Source organism: Bacillus sp. GW823-FHT06A11 (genome assembly GCF_058795355.1).
Window position 1 is genome coordinate 659526 of sequence record NZ_JBXAHS010000003.1, and the last position, 25879, is coordinate 685404.

Consider the following 25879-nt stretch of genomic DNA (forward strand, 5'->3'; position numbering starts at 1 on the left):
CTTTCAAAAAAATGGATAGTATACATTTAGTGCTGATTAAATCAGCACTCTCTTTTAATTTAAAAGGTATAGCAAAAATTTTATTTTTACGATTACAATTTTAAATTAACAGAAAATATATTATTTTCAATAATATCTATTTTAAACAATTAAAAAAGGAGCGTTTTATTATGAGTAATTTAGAATTGTTAAATCCGGAGAACAGTGCATTAATTTTGATTGATTTTCAACCTCAAATGACTTTTGGAGTTGCAAGTATTGATAGACAAACATTGATTAATAACGTTATGCTACTTGCTAAATCAGCAAAAACTTTTAACGTACCTACTATTCTTACTACAGTTGAGACACGCAGCTTTTCTGGTTATTTTTGGCCACAAATTCTTGACATATTCCCAAACCATGAAATTATAGAACGCAGTTCAATGAACTCTTGGGAAGATCCAAAATTTGTTGAAGCAGTTAAAGTAACAGGTAGAAAGAAATTAATATTTGCAGCACTTTGGACTGAAGTTTGCCTTGCATTCCCTGTGCTTGAAGCAATTAAAGCTGGCTATGAAGTGTATGCAGTTGATGATGCTTCAGGTGGTACTAGTCTGACAGCACATAACGCTGCTATGCGTCGTGTAGAACAAGCTGGTGCAATTCCAGTGACAGCAATTCAAGTTTTACTTGAATACCAACGTGACTGGGCACACAAAGACACTTATGATGCTGTAATGGAAATTGTAAAGGAGCACACTGGCGCTTATGGTCAAGGAGTAGAATACGCATATACTATGGTGCACGGCGCGCTTCCAAGCAGGAAAATATGAAACAAGAAGGAGTAGCTGTCGAAGAGACTTATACAGGGAACACGATGGATGCTGCTGATCCAGTAACAACGATTGTTACATGGGAAATTCAACAAGGTAAAGAAAAACAGTTTGAAACATGGAGACATGAAATCGAAGCTGCCGCTACTAAATTCCCAGGGCATTTAGGTGTAAATCTAATAGTTCCAAGTAACGAATCGAGAGAGTATACTGTTATTTTTCGATTTGATACGTATGAGCATCTACGTGCTTGGCAAGAATCAGACATTCGCCGGGATTTGTTAAAAACGGCAGAACAATTTCAAGCTACTAATCCAAGTTACAAAACTGAAAGTAGTTTGGCTTATTGGTTTGTTACTCCGAAAACGCCAGTTCCACCGCCAAAATGGAAAATGTCTATCGTTACCCTTCTGGGTGTATGGCCTCTTAGCATGTTAGTTCCTAAAGTGATAGGACCTATTATAAAACATATGAATCCTATTATGTCCGCTTTTTTCGTTTCTGTATGTATAGTGTCCTTGCTATCATGGGTAGTCATGCCGATTTTCGGTAAATTATTTCATCCATGGTTACAAAATAATAGAAAGTAGACGAGGTGTGAACATGAATTTACCGGATATGATCTTATATAACGGAAAAATTACTACCCTTGACCCATCTCAGCCTGAGGTATCTGCTATCGCCATAACTGATGGTTTAGTCACTGCAGTAGGTGGAGATGAGCTTCTTAATAGTGCCACGGAAAAAACAAAAAAAATAGACCTTAAAAGAAAGAGAGCTATTCCAGGCCTGAATGACTCCCATATACACGTTATTCGTGGTGGTCTGCATTATAATATGGAATTACGTTGGGAAGGCGTGCCATCACTTTTTATTGCTCTAGAAATGCTCAAAGAACAGGCAAGGCGTACACCTGCTCCTCAGTGGGTAAGAGTAGTTGGAGGTTGGTCTGAATTTCAATTTAAAGAGAGACGGTTGCCAACTTTGGAAGAAATTAATGCCGTTTCTGAAGACACTCCTGTCTTTGTGCTACATCTTTACGATAGAGCACTTGTAAATCGTGCAGGGCTACGTGCACTGGGATACACGAAAGATACCCCAGACCCTCCAGGCTGTTTAATTCAGCGGGATAAAAGAGGTAATCCAACGGGCCTTTTAATTGCTAACCCTAACGCTTCTATTCTTTATTCAAGTTTGGGTAAAGCTCCAGTACTTAATCTTGACGACCAGATTAACTCAACTCGCCATTTTATGCGTGAATTAAATAGATTAGGTATTACAAGTGCCATCGACGCAGGTGGTGGATTCCAAAATTATCCGGATGATTATAAAGTTGTTGAACATTTAGCTGAGAAAGATCAATTAACTTTGCGTATTGCGTATAATCTATTTACGCAAAATCCAAATCATGAATATGAAGACTTTGCTTCATGGGCAAAAATTGTTTCTCCAGGTCAAGGAACTGATAAGTATAAAATGAATGGTGCCGGAGAGATGTTAGTATTCTCAGCAGCCGATTTTGAAAAATTTCAAATGCCACGGCCTGAACTAGCTACGATGATGGAAGCTGACTTAAAGAAAGTAATTTCTCTATTGGTGGAAAACCGTTGGCCCTTCCGTTTACATGCAACTTATGATGAGTCAATCACACGTTTCTTAAATGTATTTGAGGAAGTTAACAGAGAAATTCCTTTTAATGGTCTACGCTGGTGGTTTGATCATGCAGAAACAATCTCAGATCGTAGTATGGAACGTGTTAAGGCTTTAAATGGCGGTATTGCCATCCAAGACCGCATGGCTTTTCAAGGTGAATACTTTGTTGATTTATACGGAAAGGAAGCTGCAAAGCATACACCTCCGATTTATCGTATGTTAGAACTTGGTATACCTGTTGGCGCCGGTAGTGATGCAACTAGGGTTTCCAGCTATAACCCTTGGGTTGCTCTTTACTGGATGGTTGCTGGAAAAACCATTGGTGGTCTTTCGATATACGATGAAAAAAATAAACTTGATAGAAAAGTAGCCCTGGAATTATATTCAAAAGGAAGTGCGTGGTTCTCTGGTGATGAAGGTAAAAAAGGAACCCTGGCAGTAGGTCAGTTTGCTGATATTGCTGTATTGTCTGCTGACTACTTTACTGTGCCAGAAGAAGAAATCAAAAACCTTGAATCATTACTCACCATTATGGGTGGACAGGTTGTTTATGGAAATGATGAATTTAAAAATTTATCACCTGAATTGCCGCCAGCATCACCTGATTGGTCACCGACGGGCATTTACGGTTATGGTGGTGCTAACCTAGCCAACACTATACTTTCCCACGATTCCCATGATAACAAGTTACATAGTTGTAGTAACCCTCTCCATCAACACACTCATACCGTAATAGGAAAAGATGGAACTAAATGGGGGATTGGTTGTACTTGCTTTGCTTTCTAAATCAAAACCACCGGTATAATGCCGGTGGTTTTCTTTCTACAATAAGGGTATGTAGATTCGAAATAACATTGTATATCCCTACATGGAACCTGTTACTATGCGATAAGACCGAAGAATTGATTGATTAACTTAACTTGTTTTTGATAGCCTTCTCTCCTTGCAAAGTCTGTCCTTTTTTCCTTAATTAAAAGTCAATGGTATCCCCCTCTTGATCGACTACACCACACATATAAATCCACTGCCCTTTGACTTTAATATAGATCTTAATTTTTCAATTGTTACACTAGAATCATTATTATTTCTATTACACTGATACTTTTTGCGAATCATTTAACTTCTGCATAAAGATACGTGCTGCAAAACTTAAAAATTTATCATCAAAGTGAATAAGATTAATATCTTGGCTTGGTGTTGGGTCAGTAATACGAACTATGCTCAAAGTATCATTATTAACAAAGTTAACCAGTGAAAGAGGTATTATGGCAACCCCATGTCCATTGTATACAAGGCTCAATAGAGAAATAGAAGATTTTGTTTCTATATTTGCTTCAGATAAAGATAACCCTAAACTCTCACAATATATCTTAATAGATTCACGACAACTACATGAAACCATTATTCTACTCAGCCCTACTAATTCTCTAAAAGAAACAAATGATTTTTCATTCAAAGGATGATTTTTTGGAATTACAAGGACGAGCTCTTCACTATACAAAAGGGTGCTTGTTAATGTGTCTGGAATTTGAGCACTACGTGTAATCCCGAAATCAATATTTTTGTCAACGATTTGATTTACAGCAACTTCAGATTCTATAATTTTTACTACGATGTTGGGATAATGTTGTTGAAACTTCATAATATAAGGTGTTAAATAAGTGAGATCCTCTAATAAACCTCCTATAGTAATCACACCTCTTTTTACACCCTTTAATTCAAAAATTTCATTATAAACGTCATCAAATTGTTGCATGATAAATTTTCCTTTATCAAATAGCAGCTTACCCGCTTCTGTCATTTTGATACCTCTTCCAACTCGATGAAACAAAGGTGTATCAAGTTCACCTTCTAAAACACGGATTTGTTGACTTAAAGTCGGCTGTGAAATACCTAGAACTTCCGCAGCTTTAGTAAAACTATTATTATTACAAACTTGAATAAAATACTCTAAATGACGTAATTCCATTCTTGATACCCACTCTCCGCTTTATGAAAGATTTATAATTTAAAGGACGATATGTATACGTTAACATAACAACTTCATTTCATATTATACCGATTGAAATTACACGCTTTATTCATTTTGTATTATAATAAATTTACTACCATTTATTAATTTTTCCTCCTATTTATTTAATTTATATTTAATTAGGACATTACTAATCCGAGATATATTTCTAAACTTTTATAGTTCTAGTGCATAATACCCTAATTTTTTCAACTTTTCGATTATCATTTTTTTCTCAATATAGTCCAAACCGCCAAATATTTGCCGAATCGCCTCTTTATGCTGAGGAAAAATAATATCCATTAGTTCAATACCTTCTGAAGTAATTGACGCATACGTGACACGGCGGTCTCTAGGACATGGTTTTCGTATTAAGAACCTCTTCTTTTCCAACTTATCCACTACATACGTGATACTACTACTTGCAAGTAATATTTTATCTCCAATTTTTTGTATAGGCTGATCGCCTTTACTATATAGTAGCTCAAGCACTGCAAATTCAGTTGGATTAAGTCCATAACTTTTTATATCCTCTTCAATACGCTTAGTAATTGCCTGTGCTGCCCTTGATAATGTAACAAATAACTTTAAAGATAAGCTCTCATCATTAATCACACTCATAATTACCAATCCTTTACAAGTTATCTTGAATTCGAGATTTATTATATTATCGTCTAAATATTATGTCAATCATTCATTTTAGCTTTATCAATCCATTTATAATTTATTTCTCAACATATGACATATGGAATTAGAAGAAAAAAATTGTTACTATATAAGTATCTCAATTACGTTATTTCTTTTAAAGAGAGCTTGTATTCTAACGCAAGTTCTCTTTTTTTATATTCTAAATTGAATCCGGACAAATTTCAGATGATGAGTCTGCCCCCATGTATATGATATAGTTTTTAAACAAAGATTAGAGCCCTCCTACAAGAAGGAGGGCTCTAATCTTTCATATAAATATTCACCATTTTTATCATTGCGGGGACATCAAAACTTTAACTTGATGGGGATATGGCACTACCTCTATTAATAAATATTACTAACCATATATCTATGGTTCATATCTATCATATTTTTTATAAACAGGATTAATTAGATTTAAAAAAAGATTTCTTTTTCTTTACTCGTAATAAGTCACCTGTCCATCCTTTGAATCGCATATACATATACATCCCCCCTGTTGTGAAAATAATAAATAAGAGAGCGATTAAATAGCTATATTTCCATTCCAGTTCAGGCATGTATTTAAAATTCATACCCCATAATGCTCCTAAGGCTGTCAAAGGCGTACTCACAGCAGTTAATACAGTAAGAGCTTTCATAATTTCATTCCCACGATGAGAAGAAACAACTTCTTGCAAATGAATCATCGTGTCTAATTCTTCTTGGTACTCTTTAACAAGTTGTAATCCACGCTCTAATTTTACGTGTGTTTGTTTATAACAAAGGGTGTTTGTTAGTTTTTCTAACCAAGCTTCTTTTAGGCCTTGTAACACTTCTTGTATTAAGCGAAACACATGTGTGTTCATAAATAATTCATGACGAATATGATAAATCCTTTCTAAAACTGCTATGTTATTATGATGATAAAAATCCCATAATACATTTCTGAAATTGTTTTCAAAATAGTCAACCTTTCGCAAATAATGAGATATAAACATTGATAAGATAGCACATAATCCTTCAGCAGAACTATTACAATTTTTTGTACCCATAGGGATATTATGTATTAATTTTTGGAAATCCTCTTCCTCCTTTTCCTGAACTGTTATCAGTATTCCATGAGCTACGAAATAATGAAGAAATTTTTGAATTTTGGCGTCCTTTTTATCTTGATCATATAAAAACGAACCATATACACAAGTTTGACTTGGTGATAACGTATAAACATATAATCCATTTTCACAAGGAGAACTTATTTTCTTTACAAATTGAGAGAAATAAGATGTTACATCACGAGGGATTATAGAAGAAAGTTTTTCAAGCTCACTAGTTTTCACATGATACCAACTCCATTTCGTCATTTTTATGCATTCCATACTATTCTTCCTTTCTAAATAGTTTTATGTTTGATCGAATCATATCCGTAATACGAAATTTGTATGTAGGTATTCATGTCTTGAAGGAAAAGTTTTTAGATCATCTAAATTATAAAATAAATGACATAGGAGGTCTTATTCTTTTAAAAGGAAGACCCCCTATATATTAGTTATTTTTATTTTCAATTTTAAACATTTCCTCTATACAAGCACTTTTTATCTTTTCTTATAAAGAATTTATTATATGTGGAAATGAAGCTACATAATTTGGCACGTCTATTCAACGAACTCCATTTCAGTCGTTATTATAATTTGGATTCATATGCAGATTGATTGGTGATGTCGTCAAATACTTGACTCCCAATAATGTAGTATCCATGAAGTGCAGCCTCTTTCGAAGCGTCTACCATACGGAAAGAAGAAATTTCACTTTGCATTTTTTCAATTCGTTTTTTGTGGAGATCTACTATTCCTCCTGTCCAAATGATAGTATCATACTGTTCTAACGTAAATTGTTCTTGTAATACACGTATGACGTCTTGGAAGTGTGCATCCAACTCTTTTTGAATCAAAGTATGAACCTGACTTGTCTCATGATTTTCTTCTCGACATTTATATCCTTTTTCTAATATGTTTGGCATGTCGTTAATATGCAATTGATTACTTTCACCCTCATGATTCTGCACGATATTCTTAATATTTTTCAAAGGCTTGCTACATCCTAGTTCCGTCTCATAATGATTTAAAATGAGATTCTGTTTCATATCTGTCATTTCTAATGTACGAAATCCACCATCAATAATTAAGATGCGATCTCGTTCCTGAATGATTCCCTCTTTTAAGAGATAGGCATGTAAAGCGACCGGTTGCTGAAGAATCAAAGCATTTTCCACCGTAATATTAATAAATTTCCCATCAATTTGCACGGAAGTTTCTTTTTTTAGTGCACGTTGTAATTGCTCATGCTGACTACCAAAACAAGTGATGGGAAGCCCGGTAACAACTAGAGGTAACACGACATTTTCTTTATAATCCTTTGCAATGCAACCAAATATTTGTTGTTTAAACTCTTCGCTTTCATAATAATTTTCTATTTCATCGTCAAATGGAGGAAGAAATGAAGCGTCAGATTGATGTGCTTCATTTCCCATGTAGTATGCAAAGTCTAAGTCTATAAAACTTACCTTTGTTAAATCTTCACTTTCAGCATGATTAGGTACAGGGGCTAGTGTGGAAGCTTCACTCTTGACCGTCATCTCAGAATCTACATCCTGTCGATATGCCCTTTTGGTAAAGCCAATTCCTACATCAATTGCATACAGAGATTTCATACTTTTTTCCTCACTTTCTATTTTTAGAGTTAAATCTAGGCACTCTCTTCTTTCCCTTCTTTCACATATTTCTTTTCATTTTTCGTTTTTTCCCCGTCTAAGTTCTTACTATTTTCATTTATTTCGTAATCCTTTTCACCTGTTTTCTTTTTATTATTTTCGTTTTCTGTTAAGTCTTTAATGGTAGAAATGACAACTGGTGTGGCTGTAAGCAGTTGTGGTAATGTTTGTTTTGCAACATTAGCTGCAGTTACAGAAAATTGTTTACTTGTCTCAGTTACCTTCTCCAATGTTTCCTTTATGTTTCCTTCTTGTAGTTTTTCTTTTACGCTTTTTCCTTTTGTTTGTATAGCTTTCCGATTTTCTTTTTTTAATAGGGAGACTATGACTCCGGTCGTAATTCCAATCACAGCATATTTAAATATTGTATGTTTCATTTTTCTCATCCTTTTCTATTTTTATTTTCTTCAATGCTACAACCTAAAATAATTACCTTACCTATTTATCAGATGTTGCAATCTATTAGAGAGAATGATAGTTTTGCGGCTGCCTATCACTCGCCGTTAGTGTTTCATCTGTTACTAGGAGTAAAATTCTCCCTTGATCTAGTTTTTCTTCATATAAGTTAGCTTCCTCCTTCGACAACCCCATTTCCTCCATTTGATTTCGGAGCTCGTCCCCTTTTTTGGAGAAAAAGTTGATAATACTTGTGCCCAATCCTTGTTCTTTTACTCCAATCGTATTTGTGTTTGTATCATCCGCAATCCTTTTTGTTATATGTTTTTCATGTGCTAAAACATAAATGTCATCGTGGCGAACCCCTTGCAATTCTAGCTCTTTTACTTTCATAACTACTTCCTGTTCATTTTGATATTCATAAACTACCGTTTTTCTTTCATTCGTATGCATGGTATCTTTCCTCCTTTAGATTTTTTATTTTTTTATTTAGTTGTTATGTAATATGTAATACACCTATTTTAAAGATGTTAAACCTAAATTTTCGAAAAATTTTACACAATAGGTTATTCATGTTTTTAATATCAAAGAAATGTCACAAGAACTTTGCTTTGATAAAAGCGCTCCAAATAACGATTTGTTTGGAAGGTAAGCACATTGTTTTATAGAAATCATAGAAAAATAAAAAAGCACTCCTTTTCAAAGAGTGCTAAAAAAAACATATAACCTAATAAAAATATTTCTATTTTGATTACAGAAAGAAAGTCTTTATTAAAACATATGGTTGCTAATTTAATTGCGATCTGCCTTGCACCCAAGCAGCAATATCATTTATAACATACTCAGGTATATTAGCAGGACTATAATATTCATCCGGCTTACTTATTTCCCCATCGCCCTCTGTAAAGAAATGATTTAACTTTGGATATAGTCGATAATCAACGTTATTTCGTTCTTTTAATTGTTCTTTCCAAAGAGGAATTTCGATTTTTGATTGAACTTGATAGTCTCTTTCTCCTTGAATAATAAGAAGTGGTGTCTTTTGTTCTTTTGACATTTCTGCTGCTTTAATTTTCCGAATAGAATCCCAAAATACTGCTGATCCTAAGTAAAAATCTTTTGGAGGATTCTGACCAGAGAAATTTGGATCATTTAATAATTCAAATTGCGATTTGTAGAATTTATATTGCTCCTGGTTCATTGCTCCAATAGAGAAAAGGTACTCAAATTGATCTAAAACAACGTCTTGGATCGTACGAGCTGGCCCTCCCATTACAATTGCTCCAGCAATATTTTTATTTTGGTCTTTTTCAATCATTTTCGGAAGCATCATTCCACCTTGACTATGACCCAAAATATAAATTTGATTTTTATTTATTAGAGGCTCATTTTTAAGAAATTGAGTTACAAGAAGAGCATCATCTGTTGTCTCTTTATCAACTGTATAAAAGGGACTAAATTGTGTTTTCAACCCATGTTCATAAGTTCTTTTATTATAGCGAAGGACAGCAATTCCCTTCGATGCAAGACCTTCAGCTAAATCGCGAAACGGTTTTAAAGCAAACGCTGTTTCATCCTGATCAGTTGCTCCTGATCCTTGAACAAGAATAACCGCTGGAAAAGGACCATTTCCTTTTGGAACCGACAATGTTCCTGGTAATGGAAATGCACCACTTCCAACTACTACTTCTTTATCAACAAATGATTCAGGCTTACTATATGACGGACGCTCAGCAACAGGACTAAACGACATGCTGAGTTGAAAATCGTCTATTTTTCCAGATGGATCTAGTTTAATTAGTAAAGGTACAGTCATTTTTTCAAAAACTAATTGAATCTCCACATTTGTATGAACAGGATTTGTCTCTTTTTGTGTAACCTCTCCAATTTCTATAAAAGAACCTGCTTGTAATTGAACTGGGAGTCCCTCCCAATAGCTCTTCAGCCATTCTTCGGATATTATTTTCTGTAATGACCTTGAGGTTAAATCAAATGCAGATTTATAATCTTCACTATTCATATGGCGAATAAATGAAAGAGTAGTAGATATAATAGGATTTTCATCATCACTATTGTCTATTTTTTTTATATTTGTGTTTACTTCCTTTAATTTTGAAATAAATTGGTGGTTAAATGGATTATTATATGTATTAGGATATAAATTTGTTTTCAAAATTTCCGTATTCCGTCCCTCATACAAACTTGAAGAACTCGTAAACTTTTCAGGTGAAATTACTTCCTCCGCATATGAGACTGAGGGAATTGCTATTGTAAAAATTGCACTGATAAGTAATAACTTATTACTTATTCTTCTTTTCTTACCCATACCTATTGATTCTCCCTTCAAAATTTAAAATTTCTAATACAATATGCCAACTATAAGGAAAATAAAAATTACCAAAGAGATTAATAATCTATTTTACGATCCCCCTCTCAAGTTAAAAATCTATCATTAACAAACTTCAATAAAAAACGCCTTCCCCCTCTTTTTTTATTGTTGGATTTTCCAATGACCTAGAAGCACAGCACGAAATTACATGTAACCTACCCATGAGATTCTCTGTTTCAAAAGAAAAAAGCACCCCACTAGATGCTTTCTTTAATTGTTCTCACTATCATTTATTTAGGTAATTCTCTTATTACTGTAAGATAAATTCATTCTATTTCCTAAATCTCACTTATTTCTTAATTCACTCATACCAATATAAAGCCTAATAACCTACCATCAAAAAATAAAGAAAACAGGTTATTTGGCTATTCATTTCGTAAACTTAATGCTCAAATTAGTTTTTTTCACAAAGTTAAACTTTATTAAGAAAAACTTAAAGAATTTCCCTCTATATTCATAAGAACTTTTTTCTATACTCAAAAATGTAAATAGACAAAAGGAGAAACAATCATGAAGAAATTTGTAATTTGCATACTAGGAATAGGCCTCCCTATATACTTACTACCTTTCATATTACGTGGAGATTTAGACAGATTTAATCCGATTGCTGAAGAAAAAAATGTATATGCCGTTGCGAAAGGATATGGTGTTCCAGATTATCATCATAAAGGAAAAGCTATGTACTCACTAAAAGCTGTTGACGAATTAAGTAATGAAAAAGAATATACAGTTGGAACGAACACGCCTAATGATTTTATAAGAAAAACTTACTTAAAAATTCATGTGAAAGGAAAATATGTGTATTCTTACGATATTATTTCTAAAGAGGATATTCCGGAGAAAATAAGGCGACAATTGGAGATAGCAAATAAATAAAAGAGCCAATTCATACGATTTGGCTCTTTATTCTCTCTCCCATCTACCGTTTGGATAATTCTTTCGGTAGATTTATTAAATTCGTTATCATTGTTCCAATAACCATTGTTCAATTACTTTTACTGTTTCATCTCGTTGTGCTTTTGCCGTAATTAAACTCGCATTATCACCTTTTTGCTCACCATACATGCCAAAATGAGCATGATTTCCCCCTTTTATCATGTGCATAGTTGTATTCTTTGACATGAACTTTTTATTGTTCTCTATTTTTTCTACAGTTGCTAAAGCATCTACTTCCCCATAAATTGATAACATCGGAATCGATTTTGTAGAAAAGTCATCTGCAGGATACGAACCTAAGAAAATAATCCCGTCTACCTTGTCTTCATGTTGGAAGGCATACTTAGAAATCATAGCTCCTCCCATTGAATGCCCTGCAACATACCATTTTTGAACTTCCGGATACTTTTCAATTACACTGTCTACCTCATTTATTCCAAGTATCGCTAAATTTAATGGTAACTTAGGCATTACTACAAAGTGCCCATCTTTTGCAAGCGCTTCTCCTAAGTAACTATAAGCCTCAGCTTCTACTTTAGCTCCTTGATAAAAAATAACCCCTACTTTCGCATCTTTCGCTCCAAAAACGATATTATCTTCATCTTTTTTATCATCTACTAACGACAAAGCCTCTTTCGTCGGTTTATAAGTAAACTGAGACCAAGTCAAAAAAGTAAAACTTCCTATAATTAAAATAGCTAGTAAAGAGTACAGCGTAATTTTTATCCATTTCTTCACAAAGATGACCTCCATAAGATGTATATATTCCATATTTCGGATTATCATTAACACACATAAAAACTCGAGCATTTTTATTGTGCTCAAGTTTTTAGTTCCGTCTTTAATTTATACTATAAATTGTCCAAGATAAATATGTAGCAAATGCAGACCATAAAAAATATGGTATTAGCAACCATGTCGATACTTTAGATAATTTGGAAGAAACCGCTATGAGAAGTAACGTAGTAATAGCGACAAGTAAACAATCTACTGTTGCTAAAAACAAATTCTTTTGGCTAAATTGAAAATAGCTGAACGCTTGATTGAATATATAATTTAAAAGGAATAAAAACCAAAATGTTTTTGGCTTGAATCCATAGTTGTTGTAAATAATTGCAACTGATAATGCAATAAGTCCAAATAATACAGCCCATATCATTCCGATTGTCATACCAGGAGGTGTCCAAGACGGCTTTTCTAACGCATCATACCAAGTACGATCAATAGGGAATAAAACACTAGAAACATAAAACAAACCATATGTTAGTAAAAATACTATAATACTAGATTTTTTCATAAACATTCTCCTTTTTACTAGAAGATTATAGAAACTTTATATGATTAGTATGCCCTTGTAATGGATAAAATTCTAATATTTAAATTCCAAATACATATTGTTTAACCCATTTTATACAAATTCTTTCATACTTTTATATGCACAAAGGGCTCTCTCTCGTGCTGCCTTATGATCAACAATCGGATAAGGATATGTATCCCCAAGCTTTATATTGGCCTTTTGTAAAATATGCACAGGCGCTTCCCATGGTTTATGTATATATTTATTCGGTATATCGCTTAATTCTGGTACCCATCTTCTTATATACTCTCCATTTTTATCAAACTTTTCTCCTTGTGTGATGGGGTTAAAAATACGAAAGTACGGTGATGCATCTGCCCCACTTCCAGCAACCCATTGCCATCCCATTGTATTATTTGCAATATCAGCATCTAGTAGTGTATCCATAAACCATTTTGCTCCTTCTTGCCATGGAATTAACAAATGCTTTACAAGAAAAGAGGCTACAGCCATTCTTGCCCGATTATGCATAAAACCTGTTTGCCAAAGCTCCCGCATTCCCGCATCAATAAACGGATAACCAGTTTCACCCTTCTGCCATACGCTTAATAACTCCTCTTCCTTATCCCACGGGAAATTTTCAAAGCTCTTATTAAGAGGTTTAGATACTGTAAATGGATAATGATATAGTAAATAATAAGAAAACTCTCGCCAAATTAATTGACGTATAAAGCTATTAACTTGTTTTTCAAAAAGACTACATTGTCTTTCGGTACTTTTATTTATTAAGTAATGAAACATTAGCTTTACTGATATTTGACCAAATGAAAGATACGGTGCCAACATCGAATGGACATTTTGATCTGGAAAATCTCTTCCTTCACTATAAGAGGCTAATTTGCTAGAGAAAAATTTCTTGAATGTTTTATATGCCCCTTCTTCTGTCGGATCCCATATTGCTTCCATATGAGATGTCCACGGTATAGTCGGCAACAAGTGTAATTCTGAAACAGATAAGCTTGCTGGTAAAGAGTTTCCCCACTTTATACTCTGCACTCTGCTAATAGGTTTAGGTATTACCTGCTTTTGAAATGCATTGTAAAAAGGCGTAAACACCTTATATTCAGTGTTATCCTTCTTTTTTATAATCCACGGTTCTAATAATAAATGCGAATTAAATTCCTTACAGATAATACCTTTATCCTCTAACATCATTTTCATTTTTTGATTAGATTGTAATCTGTCAGGATCATAACAAATATTCCAATATACAGCCGTTATATCTAATTGTTCTATGAGAGAAAGTATTTCTTCCTCCGTACGTCCTTTACGAATTATTAAAGTAGAGCCCAATGCCTCAAGTTGCTTCTTTACATCTTTTACAGCATGGTGTAACCACCACTTTGCCGCACTTCCTATTGAAAAAGTTTCATCTTGTATATATACCGGAAGAACCTCACCAGACTGAACAGCTTCAAATAGCGCTGGGTTATCATATAAACGAAAATCTTTTTGAAACATAACAATAATTTTATTTTGCATGGCTATCCCTTCTAATTCTTAAAGCACAATTCATTCTTTATGAGAACAAGTACTTCTGTTATTTTTAAAATACTATAAGAATCATCCTTTTTATTTTATAATCTTCTTCACTATAAACATTGATTTTCTATCTCTCTAAGTACATCATTTCCTATATTATCTATCTTTTCATTTTTTATGGTGTTATATAAACTCTGTAAAACTTTTAACTCTGTTCTTAAATGTAAAATGACACTAGATAATATATATAACTTAGCTACACTCTCTTTTCCACACTTTTCTTCATATACTTTTTGAAGGGTAGTAAGATATAACGTCAGTTGAGAAATTTTAGTTTTTAGCTGTTCTAGAATTAATTCTTCCTCCCCATATTGTGCAAAAAGTAGCGCTTCATATATAGGACGATGCATATCCTCTTTCTTTATCATTTGCTCTAATAATAAATGCTCAAATTCTTGTTTACCACTTTTAGTAATACCGTAAATAGTCCTTTCAGGGCGTTGTTCATTACGAATAATATCAACAACCTCTATAAAGCCCTTCTTTTCAAGTTGCTCAAATGTATAATATAAAGAGCCTTTAGTAATTTTTATATAATATTTCATTTCACTATTTTTTAAAAGTTGCTGGACTTCATACGGATGCCTATTTTTCTCCATAAGAAGACCCAGCATAAAAAGCTTTGTATTCATAACTCTCCACTCCTTAATAACCTATACCAATAGTATAAGCTAAAAATAAGTAAAGAATCTTTTTGTTTTATAAAATTTATGACTTCAAATTCACTTTATTATCCTTTGTACCAGCTTTGGAATTTCCCATAAATAATATTGCTATAAACGAAACGATAATTGGAATTAAAGCTAATAGAAAAACAGTAGTAATTGAAGATGACATAGCAGCTATAATTTTTTCAAGAATAAACGTAGGGATACTGAATCTTACATCTGAGCGAAATATTGCACTTGGATCACCTAGATTATTTAACATGCTGGAACCATGTTCTATTCCCTTAAAAGCATCCTTTAAGTTAGCTGTAAAGGTACTATTTTGAATGGAGCCAAAAATCGTTACTCCAATTGTCATACCTAGTGAACGAAAGAATGAATTTGTCGAAGTAGCTGAACCACGGAATCTCGGTTCCATATTATGAATAGAAACTGTGGGAAGCAAAGAGAACGAAAATCCAACTCCAAATCCCGTTATAATCATGTATATCGTTAAAAGTACACGGCTTGTTTGCGGATCCATCGTTCCTAACAAATACATACCTATCCCAAAGGATATTATAGATAATAACATCAAGTTGCGGTAACTAATTTTCGTTTGAAATATTCCACCAATTGCACTACCTACTACAGAACCTAACATCATTGGGGTTAAAATTAATCCAGCATTAGTTGCTGTTCCACCATATACAGCCTGAACAAAAATAGGAATAAATACTGTTAAAATAACAAATGTTGCTCCATAGAAAAACGTAATAATTTGTGATATTGCAAACTCCTTACGCTTAAACATCCAAAATGATATTATCGGATCTTTCACTTTTCTTTCTACCAATAGGAAGCCAACAAAAAATACAATAAACGATGCAAATAACCCAATGATTTGTATCGAATCCCACTTAAATTCTTTTCCTCCCAATTCTAAAGCGAACATTAAGCTAATTACTGCTATGACGAGTGTTATCGCCCCCCACCAATCAATATTTTGCTTAGTAGGTGGATTATTTTCTTTATAAGCTTTTAAAATAAAAATTAATGACATTAGACCAATTGGAATATTGACGTAAAAAATCCAATGCCAACTAATATTTTCTGTTATATACGCACCTAATAAAGGTCCTAATACACTTGAAGAACCAAATACGGCCCCTAATAATCCAGTCATTTTCCCTCTTTTTTCAATAGGAAAAATATCAAATACAATGGTAAAGGCGATTGGCATCAGTGCCCCCCCACCTATACCTTGAATTGCACGATAAATACTTAGCTGAACAATACTTTGCGCAGTACCACATAATGCAGAACCAATTAAGAAGATTAATAAACCAAAAATATAAAACCTCTTTCTACCATACATATCAGATAATTTCCCGAAAATAGGCATACCCGCCATAACTGCAACCATATAAGCAGAAGTAACCCATATGAATTTATCCAATCCACCCAAATCTGAGACAATTGTACCAATTGAAGTGGCAACAATTGTATTATCCATTGCAGCCATTAAAATGCCTAGCATTAACCCAGCTATCACTAAGCGTAAGTTGCTCTCTTTTGCAACCATGCCTCTTTCCTCCTTTTTTCACACTCAATAAAATACATAGTCTAATTAAACTATATATTCATTATAGTCTAATTAGACTATTTTTCAATAAATCATAAAAAAAAAAATAAATCCCCCCAAATATATTGGAGAGATTATAATTGTAGAATTGCTTCCTATATAAAGTAATTAAAACCGTAAAAACTATTACTTTTTTATACTACCTTGATTTTGCATACATGCAACTTACTCATTTAGTTTTGGTCTAGTTTGTAAATATAAATTCAAATCCGGACTTGAACCTTTAATAATTATATCTCGAACAATTTTAGAAAGTACCATACTATATACTAATCCATTATCTCCATACGCATAGATAAAGTGACAATTTGGAAACTCTTCATACATTCCAATTATAGGTAAACCATCATGAGTACCACCATAAAAAGCACTTAAATAAAATTCAGGTTCAACTGTTATATTGGGAAAGAGCTTATTAAATTCATTTACTAATTTCTCTTTTTTATGGATTAATTTTGAATCTCTTTCTTGAGCAATGTTTGTATCTTCATCTAGCCCACCTATAATAATCCTGTTATCTGCAGTAGTTCTCATATAAATATATGGTCTCGCAGTTTCCCAAATGAGAGTACGTTTATACCAAGAAGATAAATCTTCTACAGGATTAGTAACAACTGCATATGAGCTAATCAGTGTAGCGTTCTTTTCCTTTTTAAATTCCAATCCTTCATATCCTGCAGCCACAATTACTTTATTGGCAGTAATAGAATTGCCCCCCTTTGTATAAAAGATAGCACATTCTTTCTCTAACTTTTTGCCAACAATCTCTGTATCTTCATAAATTTGAACTCCTTTATTAGAAGCTTGTTCTAATAAACTATGTGTAAATTTATAAGGATTTATTTCACCATCATTATACGTATAAATAGCTGCACGTTTTTTAAATGGATATCTCTGTCCAATTTGTTCCTCTGATAGCCAAGTCGCTTTAAAATCATGCTTATGTAAATAATACAGTTCTTTTTCTAATTTCTTTATATCCTCTTCATAGCTTGCATAATATAAACTGTCACGTCGTTTAAAGTCAGAGCAATAAGGTAAATTTTGATCAGCATATTCAATATCATTAATAGCTTGTTCACATAATTTCATATGCTTAACTGCATACCCTTCTCCAAATGTATTTACAAGTTCAAAAAACATCTTGTCACCTAAATATTGAATAAGTGCTGTATTTGTAAGGTTACTTCCATGTCCTACCTTTCTTTTATCAACGACAACAATATTTGAATCTGATTCACTTAAATAGTATGCTGATTGAGCACCTGAACTTCCTGCTCCTATTATTAGTACGTCACATTTAATATCTTCTTCCAAGCGAGGATAAGAAGATGTATTAGAAAAAGTTGTGTTCCAATATAATTTCCCTTTCTGTAAATCCATTTAAAGTGCACCGTCCTAAATAAAATAGTTATATCCCCATCTGTATCTCCAAATCATTCTTACTATATACTTCTTATCAAATTTATTTTTGCTACCATTAGATTATTAATGCAATATTTTGTTCACCCATATATGGTATTAAACTAGGCTTATAAAAAGTTAATAGTATATATATTATTTATTTTCATTTAGAAATTTAAGAACTTGGTTAAAAGCTTCTTCACCTGCTGGAGTGTTCATTTTAAATTGAAATTCATGTGCTAACTCGCCAGAGATATTTTTATCAAAGAAAAGTGTATCTACAGGTACTCCTTTATTTTGTAAAGTAGAAGCTAATGCTTTACCTTGCTCTTCAAATGATGCAGTATTTCCATCTGTGATGAACGTTGGTGGGTAATCTTTTGTAACGTGTTTATAAATAGAGGCGATTTCCATTTCAGGTAATGTTTCAAATTTCTTTTTCCCAAAGTAAGCCCAGCCAGTAGTACGCATAAAGTCTTGCACTTCTTTGGATGTTTCCATTTTAGCTAATGCAGGCATATTATACGGGCCGCAAAATAGCAGTATACCTTTAATTGTAGAAGGAGTAACAATAGCGTCAATTCCGGTTAATTTCGCATAATCTGGAGATGTTTGAATAGTAACAAATTGTCCAGATATTTGCGCTCCCGCAGAATCTCCTGCAAAATACAGGTCATCTAGTTTTACATTATATTTCTTTGCATTTGCTTTTATATATTCATAAGCCTCACCAAGTTGTAGTACTGGTGTAGGATACCTTCTTTTAGGAGCAAGAGCATAATTTATATTAATCACTGTATAACCACGAGCAGCTAATTCTACTGCATAACCAGTAATGTCTGATTTATCTCCACCTACAAATCCACCCCCGTGCACCCAAAAAATAACAGGTGTTTTCCCTATAAAATTTTTGGGATAAATAATGTCTAATGTACCATCAGGAAATTTAGAATTATAATTGATATCTTTAACAATTCGTGTCTCTTTTAGAGTGTTTTTATAATTATTAGATTGAACAAACATTCCACCTTCAAATGCTTTTTTTATGAGAAACGCTTTCGGAATAGGTGAAACATTCCAGAAAATCCCCCCCGCAATAATCAATCCGAAAACAATAAAAAGAGTTAGCAACATTCTTTTTTTCCATATCATTTTAGGTTTTAACTGTTTTATTCTCATAATTAAAGAATCTCCATTCTTTTTAGCAATAATCTTAAAATAAAGTGAAAATTTAATCAGCCCTCACCAATAGGGCTACCCGTTAATGCGGGATAAATCACAATATACACTTCTATTTTACGATTAACTTTATTATCACCTGCTAATCCGTCCTTAAAATTTCATGCAAAAGGTTATATATTTTTATTATGTACATATTAGATATCTCCTATAAAACACATTAAAAATTCAAACAAAAAAGCAAAAGATCCCCATTTATAGAAGATTTCTTTTGCTCTTTGTAAAGGACACAAGTCCAAATAAAAGTTGCTTATCTATCGATAACTTACACATAAAAATGCATTTGTTTCAGTACTTTATTAGCAGAAATTTTAACAACCGTTTCTTTTTCACCCGTTCTATCAATTATGAAACCATGAACTTTAACATCAGAAGGCACTAATGGATGATGACAAATCATATCTATACTCTTCTCAATATTTTCACTAACATTTTCTTTTCCACTTAGCCATTCATCAAGGCTACCACTTAAAAATTCAGGCATGCAATTTTTAAAGAGATAGTCTAATTCTATATTATCTTTTATGAAATCACGTTGAGTTTGTAGATTAACTGAAGAAGTTTCTTTATCCTCTATTCCGACAACAAAAATTTCTTTAACATTTTCTTGATAAATAGCAATAATAATAGATCTCATTATATCTCCATAAGGATGTACAATTACAGAATCATAGCTGTGTATAGTCAACATGTTTTCTTGTTGAATATTAGTTACTTGTTGGATACTAGGCTCTATTCCGTGTTCAATGTCTGTTAATAATAAAACTTTTTTATTCTTTGAATTCATATGGAGCACTCCTTCTTCATTATTGTATTTATGAAACTTTTAAGCTAGTAACAATAATAATTGTTACCAGTTTTTCCAGCGTCCCTCGGGATCAACACTTGCAAGTCTAACCCATCCATTTTGAACTTTTTCTCGAAATGTGAAATCATTATTTAGTAAACGTTCTATATATTGAATAGGCGCTTGAATTACAATTAGTAAACGAAGTGGTGAATGATACGTCTCACTATCTGACTGCATAACGGATTGCCAAGGTAAGCCTGGCAACAAATCACTTGCATTTCCCTGCATAACACCAAGACCCGCCGTTACGGTTTGGGTTGTTTTATTTCCACTACCATAATAATGAGGAGCTACAGTTGAAGCGTAATATTGTAGATTTATCCACTGAGCTACTGTTCCTGGTCCTGCAATAATGTTAGCTAATATATCGCCACTTTCATCCTGTTTCCAATCATAATTATGGAGGAAAGCCCTACCTTCTAAGTCACAATCTTGAGTTAATTCCCGTTGCCCGATAATAAAAGATGCATTACGAGCTAATCCCCATTCTGGACGTATTTCACTCCAATCTTCTGCAAATCGATGTGCCTCTTTACTCGCATTTTTTATTTTCGTTTTTAAATTTGGTAATTGCGTTAAACGCTCTCTATTTGCATGTTGGCTCACATTTGGCATAATCGACTTGATACAATCAAATGCTTCTTGCGCAGTTTCCGAAAGTTCTGGGACGTAAATCCATTCCAATTCGTCCACTGTTGTTTTATGTTCAGCTGCTGCAAAAATGGTATCCTCAGGAATTTTAATACCTTCAGCAAACAACGCCTCTCTCACTTCTGGAAGATTACATAAAGTAGCAAAAACTCTTGCATTGAATCCTCCTGCTGCTCCGCCACAAGCACCACACTCAAGTGCTGCAGCATAAGGGTTGTTCGTACTTTGACTACTATGTCCGCACATTACAATTAAAGGAGCAAATTTTTCTGTCAGTCCCACCATTTTTAAAGCTTGACGCACATAGTTCACTTTTTCTTCTTTCGTAAAACCGATAGGTATCTCACCTTTTGTGTCATGAACATGATTAAGCGAGAATGTTGTATCAGGTTTTTGTAACATAGTTTTACGAAGTTTACGAATGAAACCACCAACTCCTCTTGGGACAAAGCTTCTTGTCACCATCTGTAGACCAAGTAAAGGACCACTTAACTCAGGTAGCGCCATACTTGTCATTACGTTCTGTTTCATCGTTTTAAATGTATAACGTACCGAACTGCCTACCCTCTTACGCTGCTCATAAGATTTAAGTTCATTTTCATTTGTGAGCTCTTTTATTTGATGTTTCGGTTTGAGTATAACTGGCAAAGAAGGATGGTTGTTATTACTACCTAGTTCACTAGTTGCAATTGGTAATCCAAAGAAACCAGCTATTCCAAATGTTTCAAACGGACCTAATTTTTCAAGGTGGCGACGAAACGGTTCTGAACGTACATCAATACAAAATGCTAATTGAGCTAATACACGCTTTTTATCATTGGTTACACGTTGTTTAGAAGCAATTTTCTCTCTTAATTGCTCTGCATGCGTTTGTTCCCAAGCTTCCAGCCAAAGTTTCCTGCGAATATTTTCATCAAAACGATAAGCGAATGCTAATAATTCACTTTGTTCAGCAGCAGGCATTTGTAACCATTCCCGTGTTGAAATATTCCCCCAATAGATCCAAGAAGCTATAAGTGGGACAATCGGAACTTTTTTCTCAACCTTTTGATTTTTTAAAGGTAAATAAGGTTTTGCAATAGCCAGCTCCATAGAAATTCGAACTGCTAAATATTCTATGAGAAGTTGCTGTTCCTGAATTGATTGTTGTGAGCGCCATCGTATCATTCCTGCCCACCCAGGCAAAGAAAGCAAGTGCCCTTCAAGGTAAGATTGTATGTTAGATTCAGAAATTCCTAGTTCAGATAATGCTCTCGCTAAAGCTACTTCGGCATCTTGTGGCCAATCTTTTAAAACTTTACGCTCATTTTTACTGAGCGCTGGATCAAATTTAATAAGGTGGTGCCATGCACGATAAAAACCTTTCTCTCGATTTGGCATCGTCCAACTTGATCCGGAGTCATCAAGATATAATTTACACCATTTAATAATATGATAATTAAGAATATCAGATAGGTTTTCACCATTTTGATTCTCTATAAGCGAACTTATTGGTTGCATAACAAAGGCTTTCATACTCCCTGTATTTATATAACTCATTTCGTCTGCCAGTTTATTTAATTCTGGCGATGATAATAGACTAGAAGGTAATTTTTCTAACTTTAAAGCCGCTTGGCAAAATCGCTCTACTTTCTCTCGCGGAATATGAAAAGATTGTGAATCCAGCCAACGAGACAAACTACTTTGTAAAAATGATTCCTCAATCTCACCTTTCGCTTTTGCCGAATGAATCATGGAAGTACTAGGATACATATCCACATTACGAGCTTCTTTTAACCAATTTGCAACTTGATCAAATGATTGCTTTTCAAGTCCCATCCAAGGATGGTGAGCTGCAAACGTAGAGATAGGCCAAAGTGGTGCAATAACCCGGCTAGCAGATGCAACTAAATCATTTATATTATTTTTTTGTATATCAATGTTTGTATCTTTCTTTAATATTGACGGTATGCTCATCACGAATTACCTCCCTTTGATACATAATGTTTCAGATAGCTTGGATGACTTTCTACTGACTTTCTTCTCGCCTCACCTACTCGAACTAACCAAAGATAAAGTACAGCGAATAAAGTAGAAGATTGATTACGAGTAACGAAAGTACTAATAGCACTACTAAATAGTAAAATACATATAACAAAGATAACGGCTGGAGCTGAAGGTTGAACACTTTGATAAATGTCAGTATGCAACCATTTATAAAGAGAATTATGAACAGTAAAGTAAATGAGAGAACATCCAATCAAAACAATTACGCCAGCAATTCGTCCCATTCTTCCCTCTCCAAAAACAACAAGCTGTTTCCATGAAAAGTATAATGACCACCCTAAGATTAACGCACTAACTAGCTGATATCCCTCTCCAGAAGTCATAAACCAGAAAGTAATTGCTATAAATAATCCTAAAACACGCCCGACTATAGTCCATAAATTTGACATCTTTTCATTAGACTGATTCACTACCCCAAAACGTTGCACTGAAGAACCAGCTTGTAAAAACAGTGTAGCTTTAAACAAACCATGTAAAATTAAATGAATAATAGCCGCTAAATAAGCGCCTAATGCACATTGAATAAGCATAAATCCCATTTGTGCAATAGTTGAACCTACTAGCTGACGTTTATAATCAACTTGGACTAAACTAATTCCTGTTCCGATTAAGACAGAAATACTAGAGAAAATAAGTAAAATGATTTGTGCAATATCATCATGAAAAAGAGGTGAAAATCTAGTTAACATGATACCGCCAGCATTTACTAAACCCGCATGCATAATAGCTGAAACAGGAGTTGGAGCAACAGCAGACTCAATTAACCATCTTTGAAAAGGCCATTGTGCTGCTGGAATCATCACCGCTAATATAATTAATAAGTTAATTCCTGTTCTCTCCAATGTTCCATGTAGCGCTACATTTTCATTCGTTAAAACTGATGTTAATTGCCACTGTCCAGTTACTTGAAAAAGCCAAATGATAGCTGATAGCAACGCAATCCAACTTATTGTAAATAAATAGCCAGAGATTTTAGTTGCTTCACTAACTACTTTCCACCCTTTATTTAGCCCTATGAGTAGAACCAATCCTATAAGCGTTGCTCCCCAACAAATGATCATGAAACGAAGATCGTCACTTAACCATGCAACCGAAGATACACCTGTAGTAAATGTAAAAAGTGCAAAGTATTTTCGATATGAGCGGTCTCCCATTAAGTAACGTACAGAAAAACGCTGAATGATTAAACCAATTGTAAGAACAAAGAAAGCCATTAACCAAGCTAAAGTATCTAGATGCCAAGGCCCCACAACTCTATCTCCATTGTTATTAACAAGTGCGAGTAAAGAAATCAATGAAGGCAAGGCAGCGATACCAATATGGATATGAACAAAACGTAAAGGCATCCTTGCATTTAAAAACAATAATCCACTTAGCCAAGAAGCACTAAGCGCCATAAAAAATAATGTTAACAGTGTTGATGAACTCAGCGAAATTAACATGTTAAATACTCCCTTCTAAGCGAAAATAGCCTATAAAAATTCCTTTTAATTACGATAGTTTTTTAAATTTCAATTTTCATTCACTCTTTTTAGTGCATCGTTTTTTCCCATAAAAAAAACCGACAACTTCCATAATTCAATGATTTTATATCATCATTGAATTATGGAGATTGTCGGTTTCACTTCAACTAACTTCAATAAAGTTTTTTGAAGAGCTCCCATTTTATAGAGGATAGTAATGTATGTATTACTCCTATTAAAAATAACAGTATATCTCTGATCTCCTAGATTATGCAATCAATATATCAATTTATGTTATGCGCTATCTTTCAATTAAGAAACTTTTTCATTTAGTCAATATTACATATTAAAAAAATGCTAAAGCCTTAATTATAGCAAACAGTTAAAATAAGCATCTATTAATTTTTTAAAACAATTATAAGATAAACTATATTAAGCAGTTTGTCAATTTATTTATCGTTTTTTTTGAGTGTTATTCCAATCAAAATTCATTATACGTAAATAATTTCAAGTTTTTAATTATTATCATGTTAATAAATTTAAATAAAGTGCAAAACTTTTAGGTTTCTTACCTATCTCTCACTAACCCTACGGTGGTTTTAATTTTTAAAATTCTCCCTCAAGATTATGAAACAATTTAAAAATCATTACTCGTTCACCAGTACGGGAGCTTATATCCGTATGAAAGCTTTTCACTTTTTCTCCAGTTAATTCTAGTATAATCTCTTTCAAATCTTCAATTCCAGATTCAACTAGCTCCGAACGATTTTTCTTTATCGTTAGCATACCGTCTTTTGTTTCGCAAACCGTATATTCAGCCGGCGTTAAAATACCTTGTAAATTTACGATAATCATATCCCGTAATATATCTGTCTTAACGGATATAGACCCGCGTCCTAGATAGTCCTTTTCCCAGTGAGTAATTGCTTTGCTTATCTCTGATTCAATAGAGCCTTTTGAGCTTTTCATCTATGTATCCTCCTTCAATAAAATAAATTTACAATAACAATATAATAATCCGGATTGATTTTATTTTCAATTATTGAGAAGAATTTATTGGGATTGCAAAAAAGAACTCTTATAAAGTGAAACTTTAATCAGTGGAGGTTTTCTTCATCCCCCACTGATTATCAGCCCTCACCAATCGGACTTTTATGGGCAGTTGATCCTCCCCTACCTAACTTCTTTGCTTTCGCTGAATTTTGAGGTAGGGGTCTTACTGCCCATTAAAGTGGGATAAATTTACGAGTCCTTTTTATATTGTTTCGGTCAATCAATCTTTTAATTGTTGTAGGTGGATTTTTTCATGTCTCCTTTAATATCTTTACAAAATACAGTTAAGTTCATAAACAAAAAGAAAAGCAAATGACCTTAATTATTAGATCCCTTGCTTTTCTTC

General features: G+C 33.5%; 22 protein-coding genes. 4 read left to right on the forward strand and 18 right to left on the reverse strand.

Annotated elements, in window-relative coordinates; genetic code table 11:
- The first annotated feature begins 170 nt into the window (after nucleotides 1–170).
- Genes AC1Q8L_RS17595 through AC1Q8L_RS17605 form a run of 3 tightly spaced genes read left to right on the forward strand, consistent with a single transcriptional unit; the run spans nucleotide 171 to nucleotide 3254 of the window.
- Nucleotides 171–815, forward strand: coding sequence for a hydrolase (locus AC1Q8L_RS17595; protein ID WP_086387781.1), 645 nt, complete (start codon nucleotides 171–173; stop codon nucleotides 813–815).
- Nucleotides 812–1405: an antibiotic biosynthesis monooxygenase gene (locus tag AC1Q8L_RS17600; RefSeq protein WP_000806852.1), complete on the forward strand. Its 594-nt coding sequence runs from the start codon at nucleotides 812–814 to the stop codon at nucleotides 1403–1405. The genes AC1Q8L_RS17595 and AC1Q8L_RS17600 overlap by 4 nt, the downstream gene beginning before the upstream one ends.
- A 13-nt stretch (nucleotides 1406–1418) precedes the next feature.
- Nucleotides 1419–3254 (forward strand): amidohydrolase, encoded by a 1836-nt coding sequence (locus AC1Q8L_RS17605; RefSeq protein WP_001052853.1) that lies wholly within the window; start codon nucleotides 1419–1421, stop codon nucleotides 3252–3254.
- A gap of 304 nt (nucleotides 3255–3558) precedes the next feature.
- Here AC1Q8L_RS17605 and AC1Q8L_RS17610 read toward each other — a convergent pair whose 3' ends face one another.
- The 7 genes from AC1Q8L_RS17610 to AC1Q8L_RS17640 form a co-directional block, all read right to left on the reverse strand.
- On the reverse strand, nucleotides 3559–4437 hold the full coding sequence (locus AC1Q8L_RS17610) for a LysR family transcriptional regulator (protein ID WP_061660758.1): 879 nt from the start codon (nucleotides 4435–4437) through the stop codon (nucleotides 3559–3561).
- A 219-nt stretch (nucleotides 4438–4656) separates the two neighbouring features.
- On the reverse strand, nucleotides 4657–5100 hold the full coding sequence (locus tag AC1Q8L_RS17615; protein ID WP_000111430.1) for a MarR family winged helix-turn-helix transcriptional regulator: 444 nt from the start codon (nucleotides 5098–5100) through the stop codon (nucleotides 4657–4659).
- Between the two features lie 473 nt (nucleotides 5101–5573).
- Entirely contained in the window at nucleotides 5574–6524 is a 951-nt protein-coding gene (locus AC1Q8L_RS17620; RefSeq protein ID WP_000388935.1) for a magnesium transporter CorA family protein, read from the reverse strand.
- Nucleotides 6525–6829: 305 nt separating this feature from the next.
- Entirely contained in the window at nucleotides 6830–7855 is a 1026-nt protein-coding gene (locus tag AC1Q8L_RS17625; protein WP_098311838.1) for a ParM/StbA family protein, read from the reverse strand.
- A gap of 35 nt (nucleotides 7856–7890) precedes the next feature.
- Nucleotides 7891–8292, reverse strand: a complete 402-nt coding sequence (locus AC1Q8L_RS17630) for a hypothetical protein (RefSeq protein WP_000683216.1) — start codon at nucleotides 8290–8292, stop codon at nucleotides 7891–7893.
- Nucleotides 8293–8377: 85 nt separating this feature from the next.
- Nucleotides 8378–8764, reverse strand: a complete 387-nt coding sequence (locus AC1Q8L_RS17635; RefSeq protein WP_000557322.1) for a YflT domain-containing protein — start codon at nucleotides 8762–8764, stop codon at nucleotides 8378–8380.
- Between the two features lie 334 nt (nucleotides 8765–9098).
- A complete protein-coding gene (locus AC1Q8L_RS17640) occupies nucleotides 9099–10637 on the reverse strand; it encodes an alpha/beta hydrolase (protein WP_000516847.1) in 1539 nt (512 codons plus the stop codon).
- Nucleotides 10638–11210: 573 nt separating this feature from the next.
- On the opposite strand from AC1Q8L_RS17640, the gene AC1Q8L_RS17645 reads away from it, so the two are divergent.
- Entirely contained in the window at nucleotides 11211–11576 is a 366-nt protein-coding gene (locus tag AC1Q8L_RS17645; RefSeq protein WP_098311837.1) for a YxeA family protein, read from the forward strand.
- A gap of 87 nt (nucleotides 11577–11663) precedes the next feature.
- On the opposite strand, the gene AC1Q8L_RS17650 is transcribed toward AC1Q8L_RS17645, so the two are convergent.
- The 11 genes from AC1Q8L_RS17650 to AC1Q8L_RS17700 form a co-directional block, all read right to left on the reverse strand.
- Nucleotides 11664–12374, reverse strand: coding sequence for an alpha/beta hydrolase (locus tag AC1Q8L_RS17650; RefSeq protein WP_000758821.1), 711 nt, complete (start codon nucleotides 12372–12374; stop codon nucleotides 11664–11666).
- A 103-nt stretch (nucleotides 12375–12477) separates the two neighbouring features.
- The gene (locus AC1Q8L_RS17655) at nucleotides 12478–12933 is read right to left on the reverse strand and encodes a TspO/MBR family protein (protein WP_000749743.1); all 456 of its coding nucleotides are present in this window, start codon (nucleotides 12931–12933) and stop codon (nucleotides 12478–12480) included.
- 111 nt (nucleotides 12934–13044) lie between these two features.
- A complete protein-coding gene (locus AC1Q8L_RS17660) occupies nucleotides 13045–14475 on the reverse strand; it encodes a cryptochrome/photolyase family protein (protein WP_071714143.1) in 1431 nt (476 codons plus the stop codon).
- A gap of 110 nt (nucleotides 14476–14585) precedes the next feature.
- Nucleotides 14586–15167: a PadR family transcriptional regulator gene (locus AC1Q8L_RS17665; RefSeq protein ID WP_001093176.1), complete on the reverse strand. Its 582-nt coding sequence runs from the start codon at nucleotides 15165–15167 to the stop codon at nucleotides 14586–14588.
- A gap of 76 nt (nucleotides 15168–15243) precedes the next feature.
- Nucleotides 15244–16767 carry an MDR family MFS transporter gene (locus AC1Q8L_RS17670; protein ID WP_098311836.1) on the reverse strand — a complete coding sequence of 508 codons (1524 nt, stop codon included), beginning with the start codon at nucleotides 16765–16767 and terminating at the stop codon, nucleotides 15244–15246.
- A 225-nt stretch (nucleotides 16768–16992) separates the two neighbouring features.
- Complete coding sequence (locus AC1Q8L_RS17675) at nucleotides 16993–18210, reverse strand: NAD(P)/FAD-dependent oxidoreductase (protein ID WP_000365649.1); 1218 nt, start codon at nucleotides 18208–18210, stop codon at nucleotides 16993–16995.
- A 174-nt stretch (nucleotides 18211–18384) separates the two neighbouring features.
- Nucleotides 18385–19410, reverse strand: a complete 1026-nt coding sequence (locus tag AC1Q8L_RS17680; protein WP_001220681.1) for an alpha/beta hydrolase — start codon at nucleotides 19408–19410, stop codon at nucleotides 18385–18387.
- Between the two features lie 325 nt (nucleotides 19411–19735).
- On the reverse strand, nucleotides 19736–20257 hold the full coding sequence (locus tag AC1Q8L_RS17685) for a carbonic anhydrase (RefSeq protein ID WP_001086247.1): 522 nt from the start codon (nucleotides 20255–20257) through the stop codon (nucleotides 19736–19738).
- A gap of 63 nt (nucleotides 20258–20320) precedes the next feature.
- On the reverse strand, nucleotides 20321–22927 hold the full coding sequence (locus AC1Q8L_RS17690) for a DUF2309 domain-containing protein (protein ID WP_000026961.1): 2607 nt from the start codon (nucleotides 22925–22927) through the stop codon (nucleotides 20321–20323).
- Nucleotides 22927–24459 carry an NADH dehydrogenase subunit 5 gene (locus AC1Q8L_RS17695; protein ID WP_000908944.1) on the reverse strand — a complete coding sequence of 511 codons (1533 nt, stop codon included), beginning with the start codon at nucleotides 24457–24459 and terminating at the stop codon, nucleotides 22927–22929. Before AC1Q8L_RS17695 ends, AC1Q8L_RS17690 begins: the two co-directional genes overlap by 1 nt.
- Nucleotides 24460–25086: 627 nt before the next feature.
- Nucleotides 25087–25449: a Na-translocating system protein MpsC family protein gene (locus AC1Q8L_RS17700; RefSeq protein ID WP_000842544.1), complete on the reverse strand. Its 363-nt coding sequence runs from the start codon at nucleotides 25447–25449 to the stop codon at nucleotides 25087–25089.
- Between the last annotated feature and the right edge of the window lie 430 nt (nucleotides 25450–25879).

Excerpts from the sequence above, each read along its gene's own strand:
- AC1Q8L_RS17655 (WP_000749743.1), bottom strand. The coding sequence starts at position 12,933 with ATGAAAAAATCTAGTATTATAGTATTTTTACTAACATATGGTTTGTTT.
- AC1Q8L_RS17695 (WP_000908944.1), bottom strand. The coding sequence starts at position 24,459 with ATGTTAATTTCGCTGAGTTCATCAACACTGTTAACATTATTTTTTATG.
- AC1Q8L_RS17615 (WP_000111430.1), bottom strand. The coding sequence starts at position 5,100 with ATGAGTGTGATTAATGATGAGAGCTTATCTTTAAAGTTATTTGTTACA.
- AC1Q8L_RS17635 (WP_000557322.1), bottom strand. The coding sequence starts at position 8,764 with ATGCATACGAATGAAAGAAAAACGGTAGTTTATGAATATCAAAATGAA.
- AC1Q8L_RS17700 (WP_000842544.1), bottom strand. The coding sequence starts at position 25,449 with ATGAAAAGCTCAAAAGGCTCTATTGAATCAGAGATAAGCAAAGCAATT.
- AC1Q8L_RS17640 (WP_000516847.1), bottom strand. The coding sequence starts at position 10,637 with ATGGGTAAGAAAAGAAGAATAAGTAATAAGTTATTACTTATCAGTGCA.
- AC1Q8L_RS17670 (WP_098311836.1), bottom strand. The coding sequence starts at position 16,767 with ATGGTTGCAAAAGAGAGCAACTTACGCTTAGTGATAGCTGGGTTAATG.
- AC1Q8L_RS17685 (WP_001086247.1), bottom strand. The coding sequence starts at position 20,257 with ATGAATTCAAAGAATAAAAAAGTTTTATTATTAACAGACATTGAACAC.
- AC1Q8L_RS17690 (WP_000026961.1), bottom strand. The coding sequence starts at position 22,927 with ATGAGCATACCGTCAATATTAAAGAAAGATACAAACATTGATATACAA.
- AC1Q8L_RS17645 (WP_098311837.1), top strand. The coding sequence starts at position 11,211 with ATGAAGAAATTTGTAATTTGCATACTAGGAATAGGCCTCCCTATATAC.
- AC1Q8L_RS17605 (WP_001052853.1), top strand. The coding sequence starts at position 1,419 with ATGAATTTACCGGATATGATCTTATATAACGGAAAAATTACTACCCTT.
- AC1Q8L_RS17625 (WP_098311838.1), bottom strand. The coding sequence starts at position 7,855 with ATGAAATCTCTGTATGCAATTGATGTAGGAATTGGCTTTACCAAAAGG.
- AC1Q8L_RS17610 (WP_061660758.1), bottom strand. The coding sequence starts at position 4,437 with ATGGAATTACGTCATTTAGAGTATTTTATTCAAGTTTGTAATAATAAT.
- AC1Q8L_RS17665 (WP_001093176.1), bottom strand. The coding sequence starts at position 15,167 with ATGAATACAAAGCTTTTTATGCTGGGTCTTCTTATGGAGAAAAATAGG.
- AC1Q8L_RS17595 (WP_086387781.1), top strand. The coding sequence starts at position 171 with ATGAGTAATTTAGAATTGTTAAATCCGGAGAACAGTGCATTAATTTTG.
- AC1Q8L_RS17600 (WP_000806852.1), top strand. The coding sequence starts at position 812 with ATGAAACAAGAAGGAGTAGCTGTCGAAGAGACTTATACAGGGAACACG.
- AC1Q8L_RS17680 (WP_001220681.1), bottom strand. The coding sequence starts at position 19,410 with ATGAGAATAAAACAGTTAAAACCTAAAATGATATGGAAAAAAAGAATG.
- AC1Q8L_RS17660 (WP_071714143.1), bottom strand. The coding sequence starts at position 14,475 with ATGCAAAATAAAATTATTGTTATGTTTCAAAAAGATTTTCGTTTATAT.
- AC1Q8L_RS17620 (WP_000388935.1), bottom strand. The coding sequence starts at position 6,524 with ATGGAATGCATAAAAATGACGAAATGGAGTTGGTATCATGTGAAAACT.
- AC1Q8L_RS17630 (WP_000683216.1), bottom strand. The coding sequence starts at position 8,292 with ATGAAACATACAATATTTAAATATGCTGTGATTGGAATTACGACCGGA.
- AC1Q8L_RS17675 (WP_000365649.1), bottom strand. The coding sequence starts at position 18,210 with ATGGATTTACAGAAAGGGAAATTATATTGGAACACAACTTTTTCTAAT.